General features: G+C 72.5%; 29 protein-coding genes and 1 pseudogene. 16 read left to right on the top strand and 14 right to left on the bottom strand.

The window, feature by feature from the left end:
- Positions 1 to 20: 20 nt before the first annotated feature.
- Entirely contained in the window at positions 21 to 968 is a 948-nt protein-coding gene (locus ABD331_RS18885; protein WP_344476395.1) for a LysR family transcriptional regulator, read from the top strand.
- Between the two features lie 220 nt (positions 969 to 1,188).
- On the opposite strand, the gene ABD331_RS18890 is transcribed toward ABD331_RS18885, so the two are convergent.
- Positions 1,189 to 2,415 carry an MFS transporter gene (locus tag ABD331_RS18890; protein WP_344476397.1) on the bottom strand — a complete coding sequence of 409 codons (1,227 nt, stop codon included), beginning with the start codon at positions 2,413 to 2,415 and terminating at the stop codon, positions 1,189 to 1,191.
- Between the two features lie 136 nt (positions 2,416 to 2,551).
- Between ABD331_RS18890 and ABD331_RS18895 the strand changes: the two genes are divergently transcribed.
- Together ABD331_RS18895 and ABD331_RS18900 are read left to right on the top strand one after the other, a co-directional pair.
- A complete protein-coding gene (locus ABD331_RS18895) occupies positions 2,552 to 3,052 on the top strand; it encodes a MarR family winged helix-turn-helix transcriptional regulator (protein ID WP_148437391.1) in 501 nt (166 codons plus the stop codon).
- Between the two features lie 194 nt (positions 3,053 to 3,246).
- Positions 3,247 to 3,735, top strand: coding sequence for a CAP family protein (locus ABD331_RS18900; RefSeq protein WP_344476399.1), 489 nt, complete (start codon positions 3,247 to 3,249; stop codon positions 3,733 to 3,735).
- Between the two features lie 127 nt (positions 3,736 to 3,862).
- Here ABD331_RS18900 and ABD331_RS18905 read toward each other — a convergent pair whose 3' ends face one another.
- Positions 3,863 to 4,783: an aldo/keto reductase gene (locus ABD331_RS18905; protein WP_344476401.1), complete on the bottom strand. Its 921-nt coding sequence runs from the start codon at positions 4,781 to 4,783 to the stop codon at positions 3,863 to 3,865.
- A 188-nt stretch (positions 4,784 to 4,971) separates the two neighbouring features.
- Here ABD331_RS18905 and ABD331_RS18910 point away from each other — a divergent pair, with 188 nt between their 5' ends.
- Together ABD331_RS18910 and ABD331_RS18915 are read left to right on the top strand one after the other, a co-directional pair.
- Positions 4,972 to 6,366: a cytochrome P450 gene (locus ABD331_RS18910; protein ID WP_344476403.1), complete on the top strand. Its 1,395-nt coding sequence runs from the start codon at positions 4,972 to 4,974 to the stop codon at positions 6,364 to 6,366.
- Between the two features lie 9 nt (positions 6,367 to 6,375).
- The gene (locus ABD331_RS18915) at positions 6,376 to 6,954 is read left to right on the top strand and encodes a TetR/AcrR family transcriptional regulator (protein ID WP_344476405.1); all 579 of its coding nucleotides are present in this window, start codon (positions 6,376 to 6,378) and stop codon (positions 6,952 to 6,954) included.
- Positions 6,955 to 6,960: 6 nt separating this feature from the next.
- On the opposite strand, the gene ABD331_RS18920 is transcribed toward ABD331_RS18915, so the two are convergent.
- Entirely contained in the window at positions 6,961 to 7,623 is a 663-nt protein-coding gene (locus ABD331_RS18920) for a hypothetical protein (protein WP_344476407.1), read from the bottom strand.
- 70 nt (positions 7,624 to 7,693) lie between these two features.
- Between ABD331_RS18920 and ABD331_RS18925 the strand changes: the two genes are divergently transcribed.
- Both ABD331_RS18925 and ABD331_RS18930 read left to right on the top strand, forming a co-directional pair.
- Positions 7,694 to 8,260, top strand: a complete 567-nt coding sequence (locus tag ABD331_RS18925; RefSeq protein ID WP_344476409.1) for a TetR/AcrR family transcriptional regulator — start codon at positions 7,694 to 7,696, stop codon at positions 8,258 to 8,260.
- Between the two features lie 58 nt (positions 8,261 to 8,318).
- Positions 8,319 to 10,169 (top strand): alpha/beta fold hydrolase, encoded by a 1,851-nt coding sequence (locus tag ABD331_RS18930; RefSeq protein WP_344476411.1) that lies wholly within the window; start codon positions 8,319 to 8,321, stop codon positions 10,167 to 10,169.
- Here ABD331_RS18930 and ABD331_RS18935 read toward each other — a convergent pair.
- The 5 genes from ABD331_RS18935 to ABD331_RS18955 form a co-directional block, all read right to left on the bottom strand.
- A complete protein-coding gene (locus ABD331_RS18935) occupies positions 10,166 to 10,558 on the bottom strand; it encodes a hypothetical protein (RefSeq protein WP_344476413.1) in 393 nt (130 codons plus the stop codon). The two genes, ABD331_RS18930 and ABD331_RS18935, sit on opposite strands and share 4 nt — an antisense overlap.
- 19 nt (positions 10,559 to 10,577) lie before the next feature.
- Positions 10,578 to 11,702 (bottom strand): hypothetical protein, encoded by a 1,125-nt coding sequence (locus tag ABD331_RS18940; protein WP_344476415.1) that lies wholly within the window; start codon positions 11,700 to 11,702, stop codon positions 10,578 to 10,580.
- Between the two features lie 73 nt (positions 11,703 to 11,775).
- Positions 11,776 to 12,921, bottom strand: coding sequence for an FAD-dependent monooxygenase (locus ABD331_RS18945; protein ID WP_344476417.1), 1,146 nt, complete (start codon positions 12,919 to 12,921; stop codon positions 11,776 to 11,778).
- Positions 12,922 to 12,973: 52 nt separating this feature from the next.
- A complete protein-coding gene (locus ABD331_RS18950; RefSeq protein ID WP_344476419.1) occupies positions 12,974 to 14,077 on the bottom strand; it encodes a winged helix DNA-binding domain-containing protein in 1,104 nt (367 codons plus the stop codon).
- Positions 14,074 to 14,502, bottom strand: a complete 429-nt coding sequence (locus tag ABD331_RS18955) for a VOC family protein (RefSeq protein WP_344476421.1) — start codon at positions 14,500 to 14,502, stop codon at positions 14,074 to 14,076. Before ABD331_RS18955 ends, ABD331_RS18950 begins: the two co-directional genes overlap by 4 nt.
- Positions 14,503 to 14,599: 97 nt before the next feature.
- Here ABD331_RS18955 and ABD331_RS18960 point away from each other — a divergent pair, with 97 nt between their 5' ends.
- The gene (locus ABD331_RS18960; RefSeq protein WP_344476424.1) at positions 14,600 to 15,562 is read left to right on the top strand and encodes a helix-turn-helix transcriptional regulator; all 963 of its coding nucleotides are present in this window, start codon (positions 14,600 to 14,602) and stop codon (positions 15,560 to 15,562) included.
- On the opposite strand, the gene ABD331_RS18965 is transcribed toward ABD331_RS18960, so the two are convergent.
- Positions 15,546 to 15,806 (bottom strand): tetratricopeptide repeat protein, encoded by a 261-nt coding sequence (locus tag ABD331_RS18965; protein ID WP_344476426.1) that lies wholly within the window; start codon positions 15,804 to 15,806, stop codon positions 15,546 to 15,548. The two genes, ABD331_RS18960 and ABD331_RS18965, sit on opposite strands and share 17 nt — an antisense overlap.
- Here ABD331_RS18965 and ABD331_RS18970 point away from each other — a divergent pair.
- Both ABD331_RS18970 and ABD331_RS18975 read left to right on the top strand, forming a co-directional pair.
- On the top strand, positions 15,787 to 16,014 hold the full coding sequence (locus ABD331_RS18970) for a carboxymuconolactone decarboxylase family protein (protein WP_344476428.1): 228 nt from the start codon (positions 15,787 to 15,789) through the stop codon (positions 16,012 to 16,014). The two genes, ABD331_RS18965 and ABD331_RS18970, sit on opposite strands and share 20 nt — an antisense overlap.
- 31 nt (positions 16,015 to 16,045) lie before the next feature.
- A complete protein-coding gene (locus ABD331_RS18975; RefSeq protein ID WP_344476430.1) occupies positions 16,046 to 17,299 on the top strand; it encodes an MFS transporter in 1,254 nt (417 codons plus the stop codon).
- Here ABD331_RS18975 and ABD331_RS18980 read toward each other — a convergent pair.
- Positions 17,278 to 18,075 carry a helix-turn-helix transcriptional regulator gene (locus ABD331_RS18980; RefSeq protein WP_344476432.1) on the bottom strand — a complete coding sequence of 266 codons (798 nt, stop codon included), beginning with the start codon at positions 18,073 to 18,075 and terminating at the stop codon, positions 17,278 to 17,280. The two genes, ABD331_RS18975 and ABD331_RS18980, sit on opposite strands and share 22 nt — an antisense overlap.
- Before the next feature lie 83 nt (positions 18,076 to 18,158).
- Here ABD331_RS18980 and ilvD point away from each other — a divergent pair, with 83 nt between their 5' ends.
- From ilvD to ABD331_RS18995, 4 genes and pseudogenes are all read left to right on the top strand, one after another.
- Entirely contained in the window at positions 18,159 to 20,006 is a 1,848-nt protein-coding gene (gene ilvD / locus ABD331_RS18985) for a dihydroxy-acid dehydratase (RefSeq protein WP_344476435.1), read from the top strand.
- Between the two features lie 107 nt (positions 20,007 to 20,113).
- Positions 20,114 to 20,248 (top strand): annotated as a pseudogene (locus ABD331_RS60955) (helix-turn-helix domain-containing protein); the annotation flags it as partial.
- Positions 20,237 to 20,845, top strand: a complete 609-nt coding sequence (locus ABD331_RS18990; protein WP_425566011.1) for a GbsR/MarR family transcriptional regulator — start codon at positions 20,237 to 20,239, stop codon at positions 20,843 to 20,845. The pseudogene ABD331_RS60955 and the gene ABD331_RS18990, both read left to right, overlap by 12 nt.
- An 81-nt stretch (positions 20,846 to 20,926) precedes the next feature.
- Positions 20,927 to 21,442 carry a DinB family protein gene (locus ABD331_RS18995; RefSeq protein WP_344476440.1) on the top strand — a complete coding sequence of 172 codons (516 nt, stop codon included), beginning with the start codon at positions 20,927 to 20,929 and terminating at the stop codon, positions 21,440 to 21,442.
- On the opposite strand, the gene ABD331_RS19000 is transcribed toward ABD331_RS18995, so the two are convergent.
- A complete protein-coding gene (locus ABD331_RS19000) occupies positions 21,443 to 22,555 on the bottom strand; it encodes a PQQ-dependent sugar dehydrogenase (RefSeq protein WP_344476443.1) in 1,113 nt (370 codons plus the stop codon).
- A 73-nt stretch (positions 22,556 to 22,628) separates the two neighbouring features.
- Positions 22,629 to 23,117 carry a hypothetical protein gene (locus ABD331_RS19005; RefSeq protein WP_344476445.1) on the bottom strand — a complete coding sequence of 163 codons (489 nt, stop codon included), beginning with the start codon at positions 23,115 to 23,117 and terminating at the stop codon, positions 22,629 to 22,631.
- A gap of 82 nt (positions 23,118 to 23,199) precedes the next feature.
- On the opposite strand from ABD331_RS19005, the gene ABD331_RS19010 reads away from it, so the two are divergent.
- Complete coding sequence (locus ABD331_RS19010) at positions 23,200 to 23,655, top strand: MarR family winged helix-turn-helix transcriptional regulator (RefSeq protein ID WP_344476447.1); 456 nt, start codon at positions 23,200 to 23,202, stop codon at positions 23,653 to 23,655.
- A gap of 31 nt (positions 23,656 to 23,686) precedes the next feature.
- Here ABD331_RS19010 and ABD331_RS19015 read toward each other — a convergent pair whose 3' ends face one another.
- The gene (locus tag ABD331_RS19015; RefSeq protein ID WP_344476449.1) at positions 23,687 to 24,709 is read right to left on the bottom strand and encodes a zinc-dependent alcohol dehydrogenase family protein; all 1,023 of its coding nucleotides are present in this window, start codon (positions 24,707 to 24,709) and stop codon (positions 23,687 to 23,689) included.
- A gap of 206 nt (positions 24,710 to 24,915) precedes the next feature.
- Positions 24,916 to 25,341, bottom strand: a complete 426-nt coding sequence (locus tag ABD331_RS60960; protein ID WP_425566012.1) for a hypothetical protein — start codon at positions 25,339 to 25,341, stop codon at positions 24,916 to 24,918.
- Here ABD331_RS60960 and ABD331_RS19025 point away from each other — a divergent pair.
- On the top strand, positions 25,264 to 25,590 hold the full coding sequence (locus tag ABD331_RS19025; RefSeq protein WP_344476452.1) for a hypothetical protein: 327 nt from the start codon (positions 25,264 to 25,266) through the stop codon (positions 25,588 to 25,590). The two genes, ABD331_RS60960 and ABD331_RS19025, sit on opposite strands and share 78 nt — an antisense overlap.
- The last annotated feature ends 31 nt before the right edge of the window (positions 25,591 to 25,621 follow it).

Genomic DNA, 25,621 nt, shown 5'->3' on the forward strand with positions numbered 1-25,621 from the left:
TGTCGCCTATGGTGACAGCCGTGGACTTGGACCTGGCGCAGGTGCGCGCATTCGTACAGGCGGCAGAAGAGCTGCACTTCGGCCACGCGGCCGAGGAACTGTCGATCTCCCAGCAGGCCCTCTCGAAGCGGATCGCCCGGCTGGAGTCCACGCTCGGCAGGCGCCTGCTCGACCGCGGCGGCCAGGGGGTGCGCCTCACCGAGGCCGGCCGGCGTTTCCTGGAGCCCGCCCGGCAGGCGCTGGCCGCCGCCGACCTGGCCGTGGTCGCTGTGCTGGCCACGCACCGCCCGCTGCGGATCGACGTGTGGGGCCACCTGTACGCGCCCATGCGCACCCTGGCCCAGGTGGCGACCGGCGAGCCGCGGCTGGAACTCGGGCACGGCCGCGACCTGCCGTCGGTGATCACCGCGCTGCTGCACGGCGACATCGACGCCGCCTTCGGCCGCGTCCACGCGCCGCTGCCCGCCGGACTGACCCATCGCCTGGTACGGCTGGAACCCGTGGACGCCATCCTCCACGCCGATCACCCACTGGCGGACGCGCCCGCGATCCGTCCGGCGCAGTTGCGCGACGGCGTGCTGTGGACGCCCGGCGCGCTCCACCGGCTGGACTTCCTGCACCACTTCGCCATGGCCTTCGGCATCCACGCGCACGCCGAAGGCACGAACCTGGGGCTGGACCACTTCCTGGACGATCTGGCAGCCGACACGCACCGCTTCAGCCTGCTGCCCGCAGACCTACCCCTCCCGCGGCATCCGGCGATCCGCTCGGTCCCGCTGATCGACCCCACACCGCTGTACGCCTGGTCACTGCTCTGGCGCGGCAACGGCGGCCACCCGCTGCTGGACACCTTGACGGGCGCCTTCGTGACGGAGGCCGAGCGCAATCGGTGGCTGGACTACGATCCCACCCGCGATTGGCTACCCGAGGGTCACAGCACGGACGCCGGCGCATCGACGCCATCATGAGGAGCCTGGTCGGCCGGCGGGCCGAACGCGCCGCACGAAGGTTGGCGACGACGCGACCGCTCGGGCGGTAGGCCGCGTCGTACGCGACCGCTCGGGTGGTAGGCCGCGTCGTACGCGACGGGAGGTGGAACCGCAGGCGGGCAGCCATGGCAGGTGATCGCTGCGGTGGGCAGGAACGGCCACAACGTCTCCGGTCGTCGTGGGCGCCGCCGAGCCGGGCTCATCGGCTGGCGACCAGGTCCTCGTCACCGGAGGAAGGGGCGGAGGCGCGCGGGCCCCGCCGTCCGGTGGTGAGCGTCAGGAGGAGCGACGCCGCCGTCAAGGCCACCCCGAACCAGACGACGCTGGTGACGCCCAGGTGGTCGGCGAACAGCCCGCCGAAGAGCGCACCGAGCGCGATGGACGTGTTGTACGCCATCGTGTTCAGCGACATCGCCGCTTCGAAAGTGTCGGGCGCGGCCGTCTGCGTCATGTTGACCTGGCACAACTGCACGACGCCGAACGAAACGCCCCACAGGACCAGCGCCGCGATCGACCCGGCCTGCCCGTGTCCGATGGTGAGCAGCAACAGCAGGGAGACCACGAGCCCCGCGCAGCCGGTGATGAAGCTGCCTCGCAGGCTCCGGTTCACGGTGTGTCCGGCGAGGAAGTTGCCGATGGCGCCGCCGACGCCGTAGACCATCAGCACCACGGTGATGAACGCGGGCGAGGCGGACGTGTTGCCCTCCAGGAAGGGCCGTACGAAGGTGTACGCGCCGAAGTGGCCGAGCACGAAGAGCACGACGGTGCACAGCACCACCCGCAGCGGCACGTTTCTGAACGGCAGCGCGAACACGTCCCTGACCGGGACCGCGTTCGCCGACGGCAGTGACGGGACGGCGGTGGCCACGGCGAGGAGCACCAGCGCGCTGAGGCCGCTCCAGATGAGGAACGTGGTGCGCCAGCCGGTGAGGCTCTCCAGCACCGTACCCAGCGGGATGCCCACGACGGCGGCGATCGAGATGCCGGACATCACGACCGCGGCCGCCCTGCTGGCCTGCCGTTCCGGGACCAGGCGCATCGCCATGCTCACCCCGATGGCCCAGAACACGCCGCTGGCGAACCCCATGACCAGGCGGGTCGTCAGGACGAGCGGGAAGGTCGGCGCGACGGCGGTGACGCAGTTCCCGACGGTCAGGATGGCCAGCAGGGTGGACAGGAGCACGCGCCGGTTGACGCGTCTGGTCCAGGCCACGATGAACGGCACGCCCAGCCCGGCCGAGACGCCGTACAAGGTGACCATCAGCCCGGCGACGCCCACGGAGATGTGCAGGCTGGAGCTGACCGGGGTGAGCAGCCCGACCGGCATGAGCTCGGTGGTGAGAAAGACGAACAGGCTGGCCGTGATGGCCGCGACGCCCAGCCAGCCGCGCAGGGCGGAGTGGGCGGGGCCGTGTGGTGTTCCCATTTTTCCTCCATGTTGATAATCTCAACGTTGAGATAACAGCACGCTTCGAAGCTTAGCGTCAAGTAGATGAACGTTGAGATAGTTAGCGTTGAGAGGTCTGCGAGCGAGTTTGGCGAGCAGGCGTAAGGAGGGACCGTTGGGCGACGCGGTGGACCTGATCCTGGGTCAGTGGCAGCGCGAACGGCCGGACATCGACGCCTGGCCGATGGGCGTCATCGGGCGGATCAGCAGGCTGGCGCGGGTGCTGGATCGGGAGCTGAAGGAGTTCTTCGCCGCGCACGGGCTGGAGCGGTGGGAGTTCGACGTTTTGGCCACTCTGCGGCGGTCCGGCGCGCCGTACGAGCTGACGGCCGGGACTCTCAACCGGGCCGCCATGGTGACCTCGGGAGCGATCACCAACCGCATCGATCGGCTCGCCGCCAAGGGGCTGGTGGAGCGGCTGCCGGATGAGGAGGATCGGCGGTCGATCCGGGTGCGGTTGACGGCGCAGGGGCTGGCGAAGATCGATGAGCTTGTCGGGCCGCATGTCGAGAACGAGGCCCGGCTGCTGGCCGAGCTGGGGCCGCGGGAGCGTGATCAGCTCGCGGGGCTGTTGCGCGGGCTGCTGGAGTCGCTGGGCGACACCTCGCAGGAGTGACTGACGGTCAGGGGCGGCGCCGGTGGCTGCCTGTGTCCGGACGGTGGCTCCGTGTCCGATGTTGGACAGCCGCCGAACCTGGCGGACGCCCGTATTCGGCGGAACATGAGGGAGCAAGCGGCCGCGGCCGGGATGTGATCAGGAGGGATTCCGGTACGCGGCAGGCTCCCCAGCGCTACACGAAGGATGTCCCCATGACGACGACCCGCCCCGCCCTGCCCAACGCCACGACGCCGGAGTTCCAGGCCGAAGCGCTCGCGGAAGCCAACGCCTATCGGGCCAAGCACCACGCGCCGCCGCTGGCCATGGACCCGGAGCTGAACGCCTACGCGCTGGAACGGGCCTCTTCCCGCTCCGAGCAGGAAGGGCTCGCGGCCGGTCACACCGGTCTGCGCGCCCAGACCGGGGAGAACATCTTCTGGGCCGGCGGTTCCGAGGCCCTGCCCGGGTCGGCCGCGGTCAAGAGGTGGTACGACGAGATCAGCGGCTACGACTTCGCCGCGGCCCAGTTCAAGTCCGGCACCGGCCACTTCACCCAGCTCGTCTGGAAGGCCAGCAGCAAGATGGGGATCGCGCGCGTGGCGGGCAAGCCGGGCGAGTACTTCGAGACCTACATCGTGTTCGTCTTCGAGGAGCGCGGCAACATGCAGGGGGATTTCGCCGCGAACGTCCTGCCCGCCTGACCGGACCTGCGCCGGGGCCGGCGTCGGGACCTGCGCCGGCCCCGGCGCCGGGGCCTGCGCCGGGGCCTGCGCCGGGGCCGGCGCCGGGATCTGCGTCGTGGGAGGCGACGGCCCCGGCCAAGGTGTGTCAGCTGATCGCGTCCAGCCGCTTCATCTCGTCCTCCGTCAGCACCAGCGCGCCCGCCGCCACGTTCTCCTCAAGGTGGGCGGGATCGCCGGTGCCCGGGATGGCGAGCACATGCGCCCCCTGCCCCAGCGTCCAGGCCAGCCGTACCTGAGCGGCCGTGACCCCACGATCACGCGCGATGTCCAGCACGGCCTCGGGCTCGCCCGAGCCCGAGCCCGAGGTCGAGCCCGAGGTGGCGCCTGCACCCGCCTCGCGCCCCGCTCCGGCGATCGCGAAGAACGGCACGAAGGCGATCCCCTGCTCACCGCAGAGCCGCAGCAGCTCACGCTGCCCGGCCGGCGAGCCGACGCCGTAGGGGTTCTGCACGCACACCACCGGCGCGATGCCCCGCGCCTCGGCGAGCTGGGCGGGGGTGACGTTGGAGACCCCGAGGTGGCGGATGAGGCCGGCGTCGCGCAGGTCGGCGAGCGCGCCGAAGTGGGCGGCGATCGAGCCGGTCCGCTCGCTGGGCGGGACGCGCAGGTTCACCACGTCGAGACGGTCGCGGCCGAGCTGGCGCAGGTTCTCCTCGACCTGGCCACGGAGTTGCCCGGGGGTGGCCCACCACCACTCGCCGGACGGGTCCCTGCCGGGCCACACCTTGGTGGTGATGACCAGGTCATCGGGGTACGGGGCCAGCGCCCGGTTGATCAGCTCGTTGGCCGACAGGCGTGGCGAGAAGTAGAACGCGGCGGTGTCGATGTGGTTGACCCCGAGCTCCACCGCGCGCCGCAGCACGGCGATCGAGCGGTCGCGGGAGGCGCCGTCGCCGGTGGAGGTGAAGGCGGCGCGGCCGGTCAGCCGCATGGCGCCGAAGCCGACGCGGTTGACGGTGAGGTCACCCAGGGTCCAGGTGCCTGCGGTGTTCGTGTGAGCGGTCATGGGCGTCCTTGGCTGCTGAGGGTTTTCTGGCATGAAAAAAGCCTCCTCGGGCGCCGAATGATGATCGGGGCCGAGAAGGCTCAGCAGTCGGATGAAGACTATCAGGTTCCCGTCATTGACATACTGACCCCAGGTCAATAATAGTGACCTCAGGTCAATAGTGGCTACAAACCTCCGAGGGAGTCCACATGTCGATGGCAACGGACAGCGCGACGTCCGGTCTGCACCTGGTCGGCAAGCTTCTCGACCCCGCGTCGAGGCCCGACCCGTACCCCGTCTACGCCGAGTTCCGCGCCCTCGGCCCCGTCTGGGTCGAGGAGATCTCCGCGCTGGTGGTGCCGGGATACCGCGACTGCGAGACACTGCTGCGCGACCACCGGCTCAGCTCCGAGCGCTGGCGGCACTTCGACGCCGCCCGCGACGCCGACCCCTACCCGCCGGACGCCCCGCCCTCCGTCCGCCAGCCATGGTTTCTGTCGATGGACGCGCCCGACCACACCCGGCTGCGCCGCCTGGTCAGCAGCGCGTTCACCGCCCGCACGGTCGCCCGGATGGAGCCCTACGTGACGCGCCTGGTCGACGACCTCCTCGATGAGGCGTGCGAGCAGGACACGTTCGACGTGGTGTCCGGCCTCGCCTACACCCTGCCCATGACGGTCATCTGCCACCTGCTCGGCGTGCCCACGGCGGACGAGCGGCTGTTCCACGGCTGGTCCGCGCAGCTCACCCGGCAGCTCGACGGCTTCTCCGCGCCGGGCGACGGCGAGGAGGAGCTGTGGGCGGGCGGCATGGTGGAGATGCACCGCTACATCAACGAGCTCGTCGCCGACCGGCGCAGGAGCCCTCGGCGCGACGACCTGATCTCCGAGCTGCTGGCCGCGCGGGACGGTGGCGACGTGCTGAGCCATGACGAGCTGGTGTCCACGCTCGTGCTGCTGCTGGTCGCGGGGCACGAGACGACGGTCAACCTGATCGCGAACGGCGTGCTGGCGCTGCTGCGTCACCCCGGCCACCTCGCCGCGCTGCGCGACGGCCAACCGAAGGCGTCCGTCCTCGTGCAAGGAGATGGCCAAGCGAAGGCGTCCCCCCTCGTGCAAGGAGACGGCCAGGTGAAGACGCCCACCGTCGTGCGAGGAGACGGCCAGGCGAGGACGTCCGCCGTCGTGCGAGGCGGCCGGGTGACGGCGGACGCCGTCGTGGAGGAGGTCCTGCGTTACGACCCGCCCGTCCACCTCACCGCCCGCGTCGCACGCGAGGACCTGCGGGTCGGCGACGCGCAGGCGCCCGCCGGCGCGCTGGTGATCCTGCTGCTGGCCGCCGCCCACCGCGACCCGGAGGTGAACCCGGACCCCGACCGGTTCGACCCGGCGCGCGAGCAGGTGTGGCACCTCGGGTTCAGCGCGGGCCCGCACTTCTGTCTCGGCGCGCCGCTGGCCAGGCTGGAGGGACGGGTGGCGCTGGACGCGTTCGCCCGCCGGGTCCGGGAGCCGAGGCTGGTCGCCGACCCGCCGCCGTACCGGGAGCACATCAACCTGCGCGGCGTCAGCGAGCTGCGCGTCGCTCACGGCGGCCGGGGTCGCTAGCCTGGTGCGGTGGTCACCTCCAGGAGCCGCCGTCGCCTCTCCCCCGAGGCCAGGCGCGCCGAGCTCATCGACGCCGCCGTCCGGCTCCTGCGCTCCGGCCAGGAGGTGACGAACTGGGTCCAGGCCGTCACCGCCGAGGCCGACGCGGCCAAGGGCACCTTCTACGTCTACTTCTCCTCCTGGGAGGAGATGCTCGTCGCGGTCCGCGACCACGTGCTGCGCGGCTACGTCGACCGGTTCCGCCGGCTCGCCGAGTCTACCGAGCCGATCGACTGGTGGGCGACCCTCGACGCCGAGTGCGCGGCGGCCATCGAGGACATCTCCCGGCCCGGCGGGCTGCACGCCGCCGTCTTCCACTCCACGTCTGAGCTCACCGACGAGGGCCCGATCGACACCATCGCCGCGATCGCCGAGGCGCTGCGGCGCGGCATGGACGACGGCGCGTTCCGCCAGGTCGATCCGCACATCGCGGCGACGATCCTGTTCACCGTCGTGCACGGCGCGGCCGACGCGATCGCCGCCGGTGAGCGGCGGGAACGCTGGCTGGAGGCCGTCCGCGACCTCACCCGCCAGTGGCTGGCGCGCTGAGCAGCGTCAGGCCGGACGGCACAGGATCGGCATGGCGGCCATGCCGTGGTCCTTCAGCGCCGGCCGGACGAAGCCGTGGAAGGTCGGCCTGAGCAACTGGCCGAGCAGGAAGGTGAGGGCCGTGCCGGGCAGGCGCGCGTGATTGACGAACGCGTACGGCGCGTCCTGCTCGATCGGCCCCAGCAGCGTGGAGTTGTCCACGCCGGTCTTGGCCGTGTACCAGCCCGCCAGCCCCTCCCAGATCGCGACCGCCGCGTCCGGTTCGGGCGCGGTGAAGTGGTTGAACAGGAAGGTGCCCCGTGTCGTCGCGTCGGTGTCGCCGATGCGCCTGAGGTTGCGGGCCGGTATGACCAGGTCGGCCTGCAGCTTCTCGACCGGTACGGCGGAGAGCTGTTCCGGGGTGCCGGTCTGCAGGAGCATGAGCACGTCGTGGCGCGGGCCGTCCTTGACGGGCGGGATGAGCACGGCCTCGTAGACGGTGGCGCTGACGACCTCGTTCTGCTCGGTCAGGTGCTGCGCCAGCGCCCGCCACTGGGCGAGCACCTGCTCGCGGCGGGCGCTCCGGCGTACGAAGGGGGCGCGGACGGGCGGATCGACGGTCGCGCAGGCGTACAGGTACCCGCGTGGCGACGGGTCGGTGAACCTGATCGGGGGGATTCCTTTCGGCATGACGATCCCCTGCCCGCCGCCCGCGGCACCGAACTTGCAAAAATCGGCAGACCGGTCTATTTTTCTCAGCATGGGACGCAAAGGGGATGAGACGCGCGGGCGGCTGCTCGACGCCACGCAGGACCTGATCGAGGCGGGCGGCTACTACGGCGCCGGGCTCAACCAGGTCATCGCGACCAGCGGGATGCCCAGGGGCTCGCTCTACTTCCACTTCCCCGCGGGGAAGGACCAGCTCGTCGCGGAGACGTTGCGGCGGGCGGGCCGGGAGCTGGGCCAGGCGATGCGCGACCTGGCCGACGCGGCGCCGGACGCGCCCGCGCTGGTGGCCGGGGTGATCAAGCTGCTCGGTGACCGGCTGGAAGGCTCGGCGTGGCGCAAGGGCTGCCCGGTGGCCACCGTCGCGCTGGAGATGTCGGCGGGCAACGACGCGCTGCAGCAGGTCTGCGCCGAGGTGTACGAGGAGTGGGAGGGCGCGTTGCGGGAGCGGCTGATCGCCGACGGGCGGCCGGACGCCGATGACGTCGCCACCACCGTGCTGGCTCTGGTTGAGGGGGCGTTGCTGCTGGCCAGGGCGCGGCGCGGCCGGGAGCCGCTCGATCGGGTGGCCAGGAGCGTCGCGGTGTTGCTCGGCGGCTGAGCGGCGGCGCTTCCGCATGTCTCAAAAATATGTAGACCGGTCTAGAGAGAGTGTGCGTATGGAACCCGATTCGATCGTCTTCGGCGCCTCCGGCCTCATCGGGCGCTTCCTGGTCGCGGAGCTGCTGCGCCGCGGCCGGGCCGTCGCCGCGACGGTCCGCGGCGCCGACCGCCTCACGGCCTGGCTGACCGAGGAGGGTGTGCCGGTGGACGGGCTGACCGTCGTCCGGGCCGACATCACGCGGCCCGGCCTCGGCCTGCCTCCCGGCGAGCTGACCCAGGTCCGTGACGTCTACAACTGCGCGGGGCGGTACGCGTTCGGGCTGGGCGTCGAGGAGGCGCGCGCCACGAACGTGACAGGAGCGCTGCACGTGCTCGACTGGGCCGCCACCCGGCCCGGACTCCGCCGCGTCGTGCACGTCAGCGGTTACCGGGTCGGCGGGGTGGACGGGCCGCCCGACTACCGGCGGCTGGGCGCGTACGAGGCGTCCAAGGCAGAGGGGGACGCGGCCGTGCGGACGCGCGCCCTTGAGCGGGGCATCCCGTTGAGCATCGCCAACCCGTCCACCGTGATCGGCCCAGGGCAGTTCATCGGGCTGGCCTCCGTGGTGTCCGATCTGTGGCATGGGCGGCTGCCTGCGCTTCCCGGAGGGCGGAGGGTGTTCGTGCCCGTGGTGGAGGCCGGATATTTCGCGGCTTTTCTGGCTGGGATGCCTGAGTGGGAGGAGGGGGCGTACTGGGTGCTCGACGAGGGGACGCCGGTGTTGCCGGAGCTTGTCGGGCTGCTCGCGCGGCACATGGGGGTGCGGGCGCCGAAGCGTTCGGTGCCGGTCGGGTTGCTGCGGCGGCTGCCTCGTGCGCTGACCGGGGTCGAGCCCGAGACTTTGGCCTTTCTGTCCACCGATCGGTACGACACCGCGTCTGCTCAAGCCGTTGCAGAGAAGGCCGGGTTGCGGATGCCGCCGGTCGAGAGCGCGCTCACGGACTGGGCCGACGAGCTGGTGGCGGCCCGGTTCGGCGAAGGGTCGACGCCTCGCGGGCCGTACGGGTATCGGCGGGTGGCGGGCATCGCGACCTGGGTCACCGGGGAAGAGCCGGGTCACGTGCTGCTGCACGGGTTGCCGCTGGACTCCGGGTCGTGGCAGGAGGTCGCCGACCGGCTCGACGGGCCCGTGCTGACGGCCGATCTCCCGGGGTTGGGCCGCTCAGGTCCCGCCCACGGGCCCGCCGGTGAGCGGCTCACCGGCAGGGCCGCCGGGAAGTGGCTCACCGGCGGGCCCACGAGCGGGCGCTCCGGGACACGGCTCGCCGACGGTTCCAGGAGCGGGCGCGTTGGGACGCGACTCACCGAGCAGCCTCCGAGCGGGCGCTTGGGAACACTGCTCGCCGACGAGCCTCCGGGCGGGTCCGTCGGGGGGTGGCTTGATGAGCTGGTGGGCGGGGCCAGGCCGGTGCTGGTGGCGCACTCGCTGGCCTGCGTCCCCGCCCTCCGCTACGCGGCGGCGCACCCGGATCGCATCTCGCGGCTCGTGCTGATCGCCCCGCCCTTCCTCCAAGCGCCGACGCCCTGGCTGCGGCGGACGCCACCGGCCGCGCTCCTGCTGCGGCGCATGTCCGCCGCCCGGCTGGCCGGTGCGCTCGGCGTCCCGGAAGGCCCGGCCATCGCCTCCGCTGCCGCCAACCTGGCACGCCCCGGGCAGGCGGGAAGGGTGGTGGGGGCGCTGCGGGCCGCCCATGCCGTACGGGACGAGCTTCGCGAACTTCTTGCCCAAGTGAACGCGGAGATCATCGTGGGCTCGGCCGACCCACTGACCGTGCCGGTGGAGCAGCCCGTGACCACGATCGAAGGGGCCGGGCACTACCCACAGCTCACCCATCCCGACCAGGTGGCCGCCGCCCTGCGCGGTTAGTCCGGGATCAGCGCCCTGACGGCGAGCTGCTCCTCACCGGCGGGGCCGTCCAGGCGGATCGTCAGCTCCCAGACCCCGCTCATCGGAAACAGCTCACCCCCGGCCACGAACCGGCCGGGTTCCCGCTCGGCGGCGGTCAGCTCAGGCGTGGAGTGCCCCATCTCGGCCATCACCGCCGACACGGCCACGCTGTCGGCGTCGCCCCTGCTCACCTGGATCTCCACGGTGACCTGGCCGGGCCGGGGATCGGGGATGAGGACGGTGGCGGTGTAGCGGGTGCCCGCGGTGGTCAGGGTGATCGGCCCGGCGGCCGTGCTCCTGCCCACGACGAACAGCGCCGCCGCCACGGCCGCGAGTAACGCCGCGACCAGGATGTGCCACCTCTTCATCACCGGACCTCCGCTGTGATCACCTTTCCAGTGAAGCGTACGGTGGCGGCGTACCGGGTCCGGGCAGGAACAGCACGCCGAGCGCCAGCCCGATCAGCCCCGCGACGACCGGCGCGCCGGTCCACAGCTCGGGCACGGCGGGCAGGCCGCCCGCGAAGGCGGAGGCGACGGCGAGGTAGAGCGTCCAGGTGGCGAACGCCGACAGCCCGGCGAACGCCCAGTAGGCGCCGCGCCGCTCGCCCGAGGGCCGCAGCCAGCGGATGAGCAGGTCGCTCACGAGCCCGGCGGCCACGAACGCCCCCAGGATCGGCAGGTTGCGGAACGACGTCTGCGCGCCCGGCATGAGCGCGATGATCGCGTACATGACGGTGACCGAGCCGAACGGCAGCAGCCAGCGGCGCGCCAGCAGCAGCACCGGGCTGAGCATGACGACGTTGGTGACGACCATGGCGACGGCCACGCGCTCGGCGCCCACGGCGACCGGCCTGGGGCCGCCGCCCTGCGGCACGGCGGCCGGGCCCTGCCCCATGGACAGCGCCTCGACGATCACCTGGGGCCGGTACTGCAGGGCGCCGCCGTACGACAGGAACAGCGACACCAGGGTGGTGGCGAACGCGAGCCCGATCAGCGCGGGCAGCAGCCGGCCGAGCCGGGGCCGCGCGCCGACGTGCGGCGCACTCCAGGCCGAGCGCAGCGGGGTGGTGATGATGAGCAGCATCGTCACGACGAGGCCGAGGTGGGACGGGCTGAAGAAGATGTTCAGGGTCGTCTCGATGCCGAGGACGGTGTGCCACGTCAGGTCGGCGAGCCCGAAGGCGGCGAACGCCGGGATGGCCACCAGCCCGGCGAGGTAGCCCATCGGCACGGCCGCCACCCCCTGCCGTCCGGTGCGCAGGTTGCGCCACACCTGCCAGATGATCCAGCCGGAGACGACGGCGAACCCCGAGTAGAACACGGCGTGCCACGGGGTGAAGAACGTCTCCAGCTCGGCCAGGTTGGCGTGCGCCCAGGCGTCGATCATCAGCCCGGCCCCGAACCAGACGCCGAGCAGCGCCGTCACCAGGTCCGCCTTGGGGGACGCCCAGTCGCGGGGTTCACCCGTGTTCGTGATGAAACGCCGGGTGCCGGCGGCGTGTGATGCCACGTCGTGCGTCCTCTCGATCAAGCCATCCGGGCCTAACGGTTAGCCAATAGATAGCGGTTAGCTGTAGAGGGTGTCAAAGCAGCCTGGTGCTGACCCCACGGAGAAGCCTGCGCAACATCCAGGTGCCCAGCCCGGCGGGCATGGCGACGGCACCGCGCATCGCCCACTCGCTCTGCGTCAGGACCGCCCGGGGCCCGCCGGTCGCGACGGCCCTCGTGGCCAGCGCCGAGGCCAGCGTCGCGTGGCGTCGCCTGCGCTGCTCGTAAAGGTCCAGTGCCTGGTCCGGCTCCGCTTCGGCCAGGGCGCGCAGGAGCGCGGACACGTCCTCGAGCCCCTGGCCCGCGCCCTGTGCCAGGGTGGGCGGCATGGCGTGCGCCGCGTCCCCGATCAGGACGGTGCGCCCGCGCCGCCAGCGGAGCGGCGCGCGGTGCCGTCGGTGCGGGAACAGCTCGATGTCGTCCGCCGACAGCGCTTCCAGCAGTTCGGGGACGGGCGAGCCCCACGAGCCGTAGCGCCGCCTGAGGGCGGCGAGCGCGCGGTCGCGGCGCTCGTGCACGTCGGCGGGGCGCAGGCGGAAGTCGATGAGCCACTGCAGGGTGCCGTCGCCGGACGGGTTCAGCCCGAAGTCGCCCTGGGGGCCGAGGAACAGCAGGGCGCGCGTGCCAGGGTCGAAGGGCGCCTTGATCAGGCCCTGCCAGGTCGCCGTGCCGGTCGGGTGCGCGGGCGAGGGGCCGAAGAGGGCCGTACGGACCTGGGAGTTCACGCCGTCGGCCCCGATGAGCAGGTCTCCGGTGTGCTCGGCGCCGTCCTCGGTCCGTACGCGCACCGACCGGCCGTCGTCGTGCACCCCGGTGACGCGGGCGCCGAACCGGTAGACGTGCTCCGGCAGCCCCTCGGCCAGCCGGTCGAGCAGCACCCGGCGGGGCAGCGACACCACCGGGGCGCCGAACTCGGCCGCCAGCCGTTCCAGGTCCATGACCATCACCCGGCGGCCCTTGGCGCTGCGGACCTCGACGGCGTCCAGGCGCTGCCCCGCCCCGTCCATGCGGACGCCGAGATCGTCCAGCACGGTCGTGCCGTTGTGCCAGATCATGATCGCGCAGCCGGTCTCGCGTAACGCGGGCGCGCGCTCCAGCACCGTGACCTCGTGTCCGGCGGCGAGAAAGCCCCTGGCCGCCGCCACTCCCGCGAGGCCTGCTCCCGCGATGAGTACGCGCATCCCATCCCCCTACATCTCGTAGTACTACTTGATGTAGAGCATAGGGCTGCCGCTAGGCGGAGATCCGCACGCCGTCGCTCTCGCCGTCCGACAGGAACGACGCCAGCGCCCGCCCCTCCTCCCCCACGGCCTCCCGGTCGTCGCGGGAGAGGGGACGCAGCGGGACGACCGTCACCACGCCGCCCTCGACGGTCCAGGTCGCGGCGACCCTGCCGTCCACCAGGACCACGCGGGCGCCCGCCACCGACAGGCCGCGGTGCGCGTCGTCGATGATCCGGCCGCGGTCGTGGTAGCCGAGGATCGCGTTGTCGAACGCCGGCAGGAACCGTACCGGAGCTGGGGTGTCCGGGTCGGGGCGCGGCGCGCCAGGCAGGTCGAGCAGCACCCTGCCCCGCTCGTCCCGGAAGCTGACCAGCTCGTCGCGGACCGCGGCCACCGCGGCGGGCAGCCCGGCCAGCCCGCTCCAGGCGCGCAGGTCGGCCGCGGCTGCGGGGCCGAACGCGGCGAGGTAGCGGCGCACCAGCTCCTGGCCCACCGGGTCGGAGCCGTCCGCGGGCAGCGGGTCGGGCTCCCGGCCCAGCCAGGCGGAGAGCGGCAGGTTGCGCACCCCCGCCTTGGCCTGCCACAGACCGCGCGGCGGTAGCTGCGCCATCGGGATGAGGGCCGCGACCAGCAGCTCACCGAGCGGCCTCGGCCCCGGCAGTGGTCCCGTCTGCGGAAAGCGCTCGATCACCGCCCGTGCCAGCTCGCTCATCGAGCGGGGCACGCCGTCGGTCATCACCGCCCGGCCCGCCGCCGCCAGCGCGTCGAGGTCCACCCCGGCGAGTTCGCCGCGGTAGGTGCCGAGCACGCGCTGGCGCAGCATGGCGTCGTGCCGGGCGCGCCAGGCGAGGGTGTCCTCGGCGGTGAGCAGGTGGACGGTGCGGCGCATCAGGTGGGTGCGGACCACGTCGCGGCCGGTGAGCAGGCTCGACAGGCCAGCCGGGTCGAAGGCGCGCACCCGGGACCACAGGCCCGCGAACGGCTCCTGCGGCTCCTGTGCCTGCAGGCCGCACAGGTGGGCGACCGCGTCCCGCGCGGGGACGGGGGCGCGGTCGAGCAGGAGCTGGCGGGCCAGCGTCGCCCGGTTCAGCGCCCGGGTCGTGAGAACGGTCATCTCTTCGCACCGGACGCGGCGGCGACGTCGAGGACCCAGACGACGCCGAAGCGGTCCTTGAGCATCCCGTAGAGCGGCGCCCACGGGGAGGGGCCCAGCGGCTGCACGACGGTCGCCCCCTCGGTGAGCCTCTCCCAGTACGCGGTGATCTCCGCCGCGTCCGCACCGCGTACGGACAGGAAGAAGGAGTTCTCGCCCCGCTCGAACGGCATCGCGGACGGCACGTCGTAGGCCATCACGTGGAAGCCGTCATCGGCGAGCACCTGACCCCACGTCACGAGGTCGGCGTCGGCGGGATCCTGCACGTGGCCGGTGTCCTTGTAGGTGACGACGGCGAGGTCGCCGCCGAACACGGACCGGTAGAACTCCAGCGCCGCGCGGGCCTCGCCACGGAAGTTCAGGTGCAGGACGGACTTGACGGACATCTATGGCTCCTGTCATCGAAGACATCTCTTTTGCGCGACCCACAGTGGCAGGGGTAGCGGACAGGTCGTGACCTCTACTCCGGGCACAATGGCACGCATGCCGAAGACCTCCGCCCGGCTGCTGGCGCTGCTCTCGTTGCTCCAGACACGCAGGGACTGGCCGGGCGCGCTGCTGGCCGACCGGCTGGACGTCAGCCCGCGCACCGTGCGCCGCGACGTCGACCGCCTGCGCGAGCTGGGCTACCCGATCACCACCTTCAAGGGCCCGGACGGCGGCTACCGCCTGGACGCGGGCTCGGAGCTGCCCCCGCTGCTGTTCGACGACGAGCAGGCCGTCGCCCTGGCCATCGCGTTGCGGATCGCCACCACCAGCGGCGCCGGCATCGCGGAGGCCTCGGCCCGCGCGCTGAACACCGTCCGCCAAGTCATGCCCGCCCGGCTGCGCCACCGAATCGACACCTTGCAGGTCAGCGCCGTCGAGCGGGCTGAGCCGCAGGTGGAAGCGGGCGTGCTGGTGGCGCTCAGCGCCGCCGTGCACGCCGGCGAGGTGCTGCGCTTCGACTACGGCTCAGGCGACGGCCCGCCGCGCCGGGCGGAGCCGCACCACCTGGTCACCTGGGGCGGGCGCTGGTACCTCGTCGCCTGGGACCTCGACCGCGAGGACTGGCGCACCTTCCGCGCCGACCGCCTCACCCCGCGCACCCCGGCGGGGCCCCGCTTCACCCCGCGCGAGCTGCCCGGGGGCACGGTCGCCGCGTTCCTGGCCGCCAGGTTCCGCGGCGCGGACGCCTCCGGCGACTGGCCCTGCCGGGGCGAGGTGATCCTCGGCCTGCCCGCCTCCGCCCTGTCGCCCTTCGTACGTGACGGCGTGGTCGAGGAGCTGGGCCCCGATCGTTGCCGGCTGGTGCTGGGCTCGTGGTCGTGGACGGGCCTGGCCGCCTCCGTCGGCAGGTTCGACGCCGACATCGAGGTGGTCGGCCCGGCCGAGCTGAAGGACGCGTTCGCGCAGCTCGCCCGCCGCTACGCCGACGCCGCCCAGCCCGTCAGCCAGGAGGGGTGAGCTCCCGGAGGACGGCCTGACCGGCCGCCGCAGCCGGGTCCGTCTCGTCGAGCACGGCCGCGATCCCCTCGCGGGCCAGCGCCTCCTCGTACCTGCCCATCCGGCGCAACGCCACCCCCATGCAGTTCAGGCACCACGCCTCGTTGTGCTGGTGCCCGTCGTCGCGGGCCACCGCGAGCGCCTCGCGCAGGTGCGCCACGGCCTCGTCGGACGCCTCGCGGGCGATGGCGGCACCGTACTTCACCGAGGAGGAGCGGGCGGCGCTCGCGCTGGCCGAGGCCGCGACGCGGCTGGCCGACCAGCCCGACTCGGTCGGCGACGAGATCTGGGACACCGCCGCCACCTACTACGACGAGAAGCAGCTCGCCTCGATCGTCTTGATGATCGCCGTCACGAACCTGTACAACCGGCTCAACGCCACCACACGGCAGATCGCCGGCGCGTGGGGCTGACGGCGCGTCCCGCCGATCGGAGGAGCCTGCTGTGACGACCGCACCGGCCGCGACGAACAGCTCGTACCGCGACGTCCTGCGCCGCGACCGGCGGGTGACCGGCCTGCTGCTGGGCGACCTGCTGGCGCAGGCCGGGACGGGCATGCTGATCGTCGCCATGCCCGTGCAGACGCTGGCAATCCACGGGAATGTACCGGCGGCGGTGGCGATCGGGCTGGTGGAGGCGGCGCCGTTCCTGCTGTCCACGGTGCTCGCCCTGGCCATCAGCCTGGGACGGTTCTCGGCGCCGCCGCGGCTGTTGCTGCTGGCCGACTGCGTGCTGCGCGCGGTCACGTTCACCGGTCTGGGGTTGCTGGCGGTGACGGGGCGGCTGACCCTGCCCCTGCTGATCGGCGGGCTGCTGCTGGGCAGCGTGTTCCGGATGGCGGGCGCCAGCAGCCGCCGCCTGCTGGCCACCTCGATGGTGGGCGAGGCGGACCGGTTCGCCGTCAACGGGCTGCTGGGGGTGGGCGGCAACTTCGCGCTGCTCGTCCTCGGGCCCGTGGCGGGCGGGCTCCTGGTGGCGTCGGCAGGGGCCGGGTGGGCGCTGTTCGCCGATGCGTGCGGGGCGCTGATCCTGCTGGCGGCGGTGTTGTGGTGCGCGCCCCGATCCCCGGCTCCGGCTCGTGAGGTCAAGCCGCATCGGGAGTCCGGATGGCGGATCCTGCGGCGGCGGCCCGTGGCCCGGCGGCTGCTCGTCGTGGTGTTCTTCTTCAACTTCCTCTACATGCCGATCGAGGTGGCCCTGCCGCTGTACGTGCGCGAGACGCTGCACACCGGGGCGTCCGGGCTGGGCCTGCTCTGGACCGCGCTGGGCGTCGGCGCGCTGGTGGGCGCGGCCCTCGTGGACCGGCTCCGCGACCTGCCGCAGCGCCCGTTGCTCATCACGATCGTCGCCCTGTGGGCGTTGTGCCCGATCGCGCTGGCGGGCATCGGGAGCCAGGCCGCCGCCATGGTCGCCTTCGGCATCGGCGGCCTGATCTGGGCACCGTTCACGCCCGTCGCGTACAGCTTCCTGCAGTCGGGCCTGCGGCCGGACGAGCAGCAGCCGGTCGTCACGCTCTGGACGACGGGCTCGACGGTCGCCGCCCCGCTCGGCCTGCTCGCCGGCGGCCCGCTCGTCGCCGCGGCCGGCACCCACCCCAGCCTGATCCTGTCGGGCGTGCTGACGCTGCTGCTGGCGCCGCTGGCCGCGTGGAGCGTGCTGACGGCCCGCGACCCAGGTCAGGGCGCGGCAGGCGTGTAGATCACCACGTGCAGGTCCGGGTGGTCGGCGGGGGCCAGGCGGTGGTGCTCGTAACGCAGCACCCCCTGCGCCGGATGGTGGAAGACGCGCTGCCGGGAGGCGAAGCCCTCGATGCGGTGGTCCTGCCAGGCGTCGCGGAACGGCGCGCTCGCGCGCAGCAGCCGCTGGATGACCGGCGAGCGGGCCAGGTCGCCCAGCCGGGGCCCTGCCTCGGCGCGGAACTCGGCCAGGAAGCGGCGGCTGGTGGTCTCCCAGTCGGGCAGCAGGTCGCGCACGTAGGGGTCGGTGAACACCAGCCACAGCAGGTTGCGGTCGGCCGGGGCGACGCCGGCCACGTTCGGGTAGAGCGCGGCGTAGGCGGCGTTCCAGCCGGTGATCGTCCAGTCGGGGGCGATGGCGTAGGCCGGGAAGCCGGCCAGCGCGTCCAGCAGCCGCCGCACGTGGCCGGGCGCCTCCTGATCGGACGGCTCCGCGGCCGAGGGCAGCGGGGTGTAGCCGGCCAGGGAGAGCACGTAGGCGTGCTCGGTGCCGGTCAGGCGCAGGCAGCGGGCCAGCGCGTCCAGCACCTGGCGGGAGGGCTGGATGTCGCGGCCCTGCTCCAGCCACGTGTACCAGGTGGCGCTCACCCCTGACAGGGTGGCGACCTCCTCGCGGCGCAGGCCGCCCCTGCGGCGCGGCCCCGCCGGGGGCAGGCCGACCGCCGTCGGGTCCAGGCCCGCGCGCCTGGCGCGCAGGAAGCTGCCCAGCTCCGCGCGTCGCTCCGCTGCCGTGCTCACCCGGTCAAGGGTAATGCTGGTAGTGGGACTACTAGCAGTACGGGCGTCTTCGCCGTACGCCCGCCCGCCGCCACCATGGCCGCATGCCACAGTTGAGATCACGAACGGTCACCCACGGGCGGAACATGGCCGGCGCCCGCGCCCTGATGCGCGCCTCCGGCGTCCCCGCCGCCGACATCGGCGTCAAGCCGGTCGTCGCGGTGGCCAACAGCTTCGCCGAGTTCGTCCCCGGCCACACCCACCTGCAGCCGGTGGGCCGCATCGTCTGCGACGCCGTCACGGCGGCGGGCGGCATCGCCCGCGAGTTCAACACCATCGCCGTGGACGACGGCATCGCCATGGGCCACGGCGGGATGCTGTACTCGCTGCCGTCGCGGGACCTGATCGCCGACTCCATCGAGTACATGGTCCAGGCGCACTGCGCCGACGCCCTGGTGTGCGTCTCCAACTGCGACAAGATCACGCCGGGGATGCTGATGGCCGCGCTGCGGCTGAACATCCCCACGGTGTTCGTCTCCGGCGGCCCGATGGAGGGCGGGCGCGCGGTGCTGTCCGACGGCACGGTCCGCACCGGCCTCACCCTGATCACCGCCATGTCCGAGGCGGTCAACCCCGAGGTGGCGGACGGCGACCTGGCCAGGATCGAAGAGGCGGCCTGCCCCACCTGCGGGTCCTGCTCGGGCATGTTCACCGCCAATTCCATGAACTGCCTGCTGGAGGCGCTCGGCCTGGCCCTGCCCGGCAACGGCACCACCCTGGCCACCCACACCGCCCGCCGCGCCCTGTACGAGCAGGCCGGACGCACCGTGGTGGAGCTGGCGAACCGCTACTACGGCGACGACGACGCCCGCGTGCTGCCCAGAGCCGTCGCCTCCCGCGCCGCGTTCGACAACGCCATGGCCCTGGACCTGGCCATGGGCGGCTCCACCAACACCGTGCTGCACCTGCTCGCCGCCGCCCACGAGGCCGGTCTCGACTACACCCTGGCCGACATCGAGACGCGCTCGCGCCAGGTGCCGTGCCTGTGCAAGGTCGCCCCCAACGGCCACTACCTGATGGAGGACGTGCACCGGGCCGGCGGCATCCCGGCCATCCTCGGCGAATTGCACCGCGCCGGGCTGCTGCACAAGGACGTGCACGCCGTCCACGCCGGGTCTCTGGAGGAGTGGCTGGCCGCCTGGGACGTGCGCGGCCACGCCCCTTCGCGCGAGGCGGTCGAGCTGTTCCACGCCGCGCCGGGCGGCGTCCGCTCGTCGGCCGCGTTCTCCCAGTCGGCCCGCTGGGAGTCGCTCGACCTGGACGCCGAGGCCGGCTGCGTGCGGGCCACCGGCCACGCGTACTCGCCGGACGCGGGCCTGGCCGTCCTGCGCGGCAACCTCGCGCCCGGCGGCGCCGTGGTGAAGTCCGCCGGCGTCGAGGACGGCATGCGCGTCTTCACCGGCCGGGCGGTGGTGACCGAGTCGCAGGAGGAGGCCGGGGAGGCGATCCTGTCCGGGCGGGTCACGCCGGGATCCGTCCTGGTCATCCGGTACGAGGGGCCGCGCGGCGGGCCCGGCATGCAGGAGATGCTGTACCCGACCGCGTACCTCAAGGGGCGCGGCCTGGCCGCCTCGGTCGCGGTGGTCACCGACGGGCGCTTCTCCGGCGGCAGCTCAGGGCTGTCGGTCGGCCACGTCTCACCCGAGGCGGCGGCCGGCGGGCCGCTGGCCCTCGTCCGGGACGGCGACACCGTCACCGTCGACATCGCCGGGCGGTCGCTGCACCTCCAGGTGGCGGAGCCGGAGCTCGCCGCCCGGCGCGCGGAGCTGGAGCGGGGCGGCGGCTACCGGCCCGTGCACCGCGACCGTCCCGTCTCCGCCGCGCTGCGCGCCTACGCCTTCATGGCGCAGTCCGCCGACAAGGGGGCCGTGCGGGAGGTCCCCGAGTACTGAGCCTCAGCCGGGGTGACGCTGCTCATCCGCACCCCTTCGGTGTCCGCGCCCAGTCATGATTGTGGTGCAATGAGCAGGCAGCCGAGTGCAACAGGAGAGGAGGGCGCGTGCCAGGTGCCAGGCTGACCGCCGAGGACCGCCGCCGCATCGCCGACGGCCTGACCGCCGGCCTGACGTACGCGGAGATCGCCCGCCGCCTGGGGCGCTCCAGGTCCACCGTCACCCGCGAGATCGCCAGGAACGGCGGCCCGCACGGCTACCGGGCGGCCCGCGCCCAGCACGCGACGAGCTGGCGGGCCCGCCGCCGCAAGCGCGCCCCCCACCCCGGCGTCGCGCCCGCCGCCGACAGCCGCGACGCCCGCACGGCCCGCGAGTTCGAGGAGCAGTTCACCGCCATCATGGTTCAGTCCGGCATGTCGCCCATGACGGCCAAGGTGTTCGCCGCGCTGTTCGTCAGCGAGAGCGGCAGCCTGACCGCCACGGAGCTGGTGCGGCGGCTGCAGGTCAGCCCGGCGACGATCTCGAACGCGATCAAGTGGCTGGAGCAGCGGGAGATGGTCTCCAGGCAGCGCGAGGCCCGCCGGACGCGGTACTTCCTGTCGCCCGACGTCTGGTACCGCACCTGGCTGGCCAGCGCCAGGGCGATGGCGCTGTGGGCCGACACCACCCGGCACGGCGCCGAGATCTTCGGCCCCGACACGCCCACCGGCGACCGGCTCCGCACCACCAGCCGCTTCCTCGAGCTGCTCGGCCACGACATGACGCAGGCGGCCGAGCACTGGCGTCAGGCGATCTCACTGAACCGGCCCGCTACCAGGCAGCGGGATGACGGCCGGTGAGCCGGAACCGGCTTCGAATCGGCCGATGAGCGGGAAAAATCTCATGCGGCCACGCCGCGACGTGCACTAACGTCGGCGCTCATGAGCATCCCTCGCGAACGCCCTCCCTTCGTTGCCGACGAACGCACCCAGCTCGTCGGCTGGCTCGACACGCAACGCGCCATCGCGCTGTGGAAGTGCGAGGGCCTGTCGCAGGACGACACCTACCGGCCGGTCCTGCCGGACTCGCCGCTCATGACAGTCGCCGGGCTCCTCTCCCACCTGCGCTGGACCGAGCACTGCTGGTTCGAGGTGCTGTTCCTGGGCCGCTCACCCGAGGGCAACCCGCAGTTCGACGAGTCCGTCGAGGACGCCGACATGCGCGTGGAGAGCGTCCCGCTCGCCCGGCTCGTGGCGGAGTACGAGGCCCAGTGCCGGCTCTCCAACGAGATCATCGCCGCCCACTCCCTGGACGACGTGGGCAAACACCCCGACTTCCGCTCCGCCCAGGCGAGCCTGCGCTGGATGCTGATCCACATGGTCGAGGAGACCGCCCGGCACGCCGGCCACCTCGACACCATCAGGGAGCTGCTGGACGGCACCAAGGGCTACTACTGATCAGCGGGCTCGGAAGCGCAGGACGCGGTCGTCGCCGTCGCGCAGGTCGCCGCGCCCGTCGGTGTTGGACGTGGTGACCCACAGGGCGCCGTCCGGCGCGACCTGCACCGTGCGCAGCCGGCCGTAGCGCCCGTCGAGCTGCGCGACCGGTTCGCCCAGGTCGTCGCCGTCGAGGGGCAGGGTCCAGAGCCGTTCGCCGCGCAGCGCCGCCACGTACGCGGTGGAGCCCGCGATCGCCATCCCGGACGGGGACGCCTCGCGGACGGGCCAGGTGACCAGCGGGTTGGTGTAGCGGCCACCGGCGGTGTCGCCCTCACCCTCGACCTCGGGCCAGCCGTAGTTGCGTCCCGGCTGGATGAGGTTGACCTCGTCCAGCTCGTTCTGACCGAACTCGGTGGCGAACAGGCGGTCCTGGTCGTCCCAGGCCAGGCCCTGCACGTTGCGGTGGCCGAGGCTGTAGACGGCGGAGCCCGGCGTGGGGTTGCCGGGTGCGGGCTCGCCGTCGGGCGTCAGCCGCAGGATCTTGCCGTTGGGGCTGTCCGGGTCCTGCGAGCTGGCGGTGTTCCCGGCGTCGCCGGTGCCGGCGTAGAGCATGCCGTCCGGGCCGAACGCGATGCGTCCGCCGTTGTGAAAGCCCGCCTTGGCGATGCCGTCGAAGATCACCTCCGGGTCGCCGCCGTCGAGCTTGAACCTGATGACGCGGTTGTCGCCGGCGGCGGTGAGGTAGGCGTACACGAGATTGTCGGTCGCGAAGCCGGGTGAGGCGGCGAGGCCGAGCAGCCCGCCCTCGCCACCCGCGGCGACGCCGGGCACCTCGGCCACCTGCCGTGGCCGGCCGCCCGGCGTCAGGCGCAGGATCCGGCCGGTGTCGCGTTCGGCGATCAGCGCGTCACCGCCGGGCAGGAACGTCAGCCCCCACGGCACGTCGATGCCGCTGGCCAGCTCCTCCGGGGTGCCCAGCTCGTGGGTGGCGGAAGGGGAACCGGTCGTGGCGCCTGTGGTGACGGCGCCGGTGGCCTCGCCGCCGCCCTCCGTACCGCTGCCGCTGCCGCACGCGGCGCCTGCGCTCAGCATCAGCGCCGCTACGGAACCGGCCCACGCTTTCCTGCGCATTCGTCTCCATCTTCCGATCGGTGGCACGGACGTCACTCCACCACAACCACCCGAAACACGGTGTAAAGGCCTCCTACGGCCGGCCGCGCCTGCGCAGGATCACCCGGACGAGCTCGGCGGCGATCGCGGCCACGAGCACCAGGCACGCGATGGGCAACGAGCGGCCCTGCGCGTCCGTCGTCGCCGTCTCCAGGACGGACTGCTCGGGCAGGAAGATCAGCCCGCTCAGGACGACGAGCACGAAGCACGTGACGAACGAGGCCGCCGCGGGGATCAGCGGCCGGAGCGCGCCCACCGGCGACTGCGGGCGGGCGGCCAGCCGCCAGGCGAAGACGATGCCGCCGACGAGCGCGAACGCCATCCACCCGAAGTTGGTCGTGCTGAACCCGCTGATTCCGGCGTAGTCGAACTGGCGCAGGCCGCCGATCACCAGGTTCACGACGCCGGCGGCGATGACGGCTGGGATCCACGGCCAGGTGCGGGCCAGTTCGAGCGGGCCGGGGAACGTCCCGGCGTCCGTGACGGGCTGGGGCCGTGCGTCCGGACGGACGGCTTCTGACATGTCGCGCCTCCCTCTCCTTGACTCCTCCCTGCCAAAGTAACTAGATAATCTAGATACATCAAGTTCTAGTATTCTGGTAATCGTGGATATCGTAGAGGTGACCCCGGCGAGCGTGCAGCAACGGCTGCGCGCCCTGCATGGCGCCGTAGAACGGATCAACCGGCAGGTATCCGAACGGATGGGCATCAACCGCACCGACCTGCAATGTCTGGAGTTGATCGCCCGCCACGGCCCCACCCCGGCCGGAGAGATCGCCAAGTTGATGCGCCTGCCCACCGGCACGATGACGACGGTGATCGATCGCGTCGAACGTGCGGGCCTGGCGGTCAGGCAGCGGTCGGCGTCCGATCGGCGGCGGGTCCTGGTGTCGCTGACCGACCAGGGCGCGCTGCGGCTCCTCGCGATGTACGCGCCGCTGATGGCCACCTCCGCCCAGAACCTGAGCAGGTACGACGCGGCCGAACTGGCCGTGATCGACGACTTCCTGCGCACCAGCGTGCAGCTCACCGAGCAGTACTCACCGCCGGAACCGGACTGACCGTCGTCACGGCCTGGCGTCGGTTACTGGGTCAGGGCTGCAGGAGGACCTTGACGGCGCGGCGTTCGTCCATGGCGCGGTACCCCTCGGCCGCCTGGTCGAGCGGCAGCGTCAGGTCGAAGACCTTGCCCGGGTCGATGGCGCGCTCGCAGATCAGCTCGATCAGTTTCGGCAGGTACTGGCGCACCGGCGCGGGGCCGCCGTGCAGGTGCACCAGCGACATGAACAGCTCGTCCCCCGGCAGCGCCACATCGTGGCTGACACCGACGAACCCGACATGGCCGCCAGGACGGGTGGAACGAATGGCCTGCATCATCGACTCCTGCGTGCCGACCGCCTCGATGACGCTGTGCGCGCCGAGCCCGTCCGTCAACTCCTTGATCCGCTCCACGCCCTCGTCGCCGCGCTCGGTGACGATGTCGGTGGCGCCGAAGAAGCGGGCGAGCTCCTGGCGCGGGGCATGACGGCTCATCGCGATGACCCGTTCGGCGCCGAGCTGCCTGGCGGCCAGGACGCCGCACAGCCCGACCGCGCCGTCACCGACGACCACGACGGTCTTACCCGGCCCGGCCTCAGCGGCGACGGCGGCGAACCAGCCGGTGCCCAGCACGTCCGAGGCGGCCAGCAGGCTGGGCACCAGGTCCGCGTCCGGCATGGCGGGCGTCGCCACCAGCGTCCCGTCGGCCAGCGGGATCCGCGCCAGCTCGGACTGGGTGCCGATCGTGCCCATCAGCACCCGCTGGACGCACGCGCACTGGTAGCCGGACCGGCAGATCTCGCAGGTGTTGTCGGAGGCCCAGAACGAGCCGACCACGAACTGGCCGGGCCTGATCGTGCGGACCTCGCTACCCACCTCCTCCACGACGCCCACGTACTCGTGGCCCATGGGCGCGGGACCGTCCAGCTTCTCCACCCCGCGGTAGGGCCACAGGTCGGAGCCGCAGATACAGGTGGCCGTCAGGCGGATGATCGCGTCGGTGGGCTCGATGATCTCCGGGTCCGGACGGTCCTCGACGCGGACGTCACCCGGGGCGTGCAGAACTGCTCCACGCATGGTGGATCTCCTTCTCTGTCAGCTGTCCTGCTTTCCGGGAACGGGCCGAGTGGTCCGGGCCGCAGGAGAATTTGCCCTTCTCCGCGGCGTGGCCTTGCCATGCGTGACCGTCCGCCGCCCGGCAGGACAATGCCCAGGAAACCGGGTGCGTCGCGTGCGCGGGAGGGCGGGCTTATCGGGGGGACAACCTCTACCCCCTTACTCGCCTACCGCGAAACCCCTGGGCCTACGGGCCCCAGGTCCGGCACCGGAGCAGCCTCCCCCGCCGCCAGCCGACCACGCCGATCACCGCGATCCCCAGGCACCACAGCAGCGACAGCGAGGTGAGATAGGCCGCCCGCACAGCACGATCGGGGCGAAGCACAAGCCCGTTCTACCAGCGGAAGCGTCGCGTTCTCGTGGACGAGACGGCTCCGGCGGTATGCGAGGCGGAGGTGGCCCGGCCGGCGGCCTGCGCGGTAGGAGGCGCGGGCTGCTGGGTGAGCAGGGCGGCCAGCAGATGCGCCGCGTGCTGGTCCAGCGGCGACGTAGCGCTGGGTGGTGACCGGGGAGGCGTGCCCCAGCAGCGCCTGTACCTCCTCCACCGCCAAGCCCAGGACCAGGAGCAGGGCGGCGGCGGTGGCGCGCATCATGTTCGGGGTGAGCTTGGCCAGTTCCAGGAGAACTTCGCCCGCCAAGTGGCGATGATCAAACCGCTGATGACCTGGGACCCGCCCACGGCGACCTGGCACGTACGGCTGAGCACCCCTCAAGCCGAGCTCGTCAGCAAACTCATCAACACCCTGCTGGAGGCCGCACGCGTCTACGGCATCACCGCCGCCGTCCAGGTCGTTTCCGGCCGAAACGACGGAGGAGGCACCGACGCCTTCGCCGGCGCGTGAGCAGCAGGCCGCCACCTCCGGCACTTGAGGT

This window comes from Nonomuraea monospora, assembly GCF_039531895.1.
GTDB classification, from domain to species: domain Bacteria; phylum Actinomycetota; class Actinomycetes; order Streptosporangiales; family Streptosporangiaceae; genus Nonomuraea; species Nonomuraea monospora.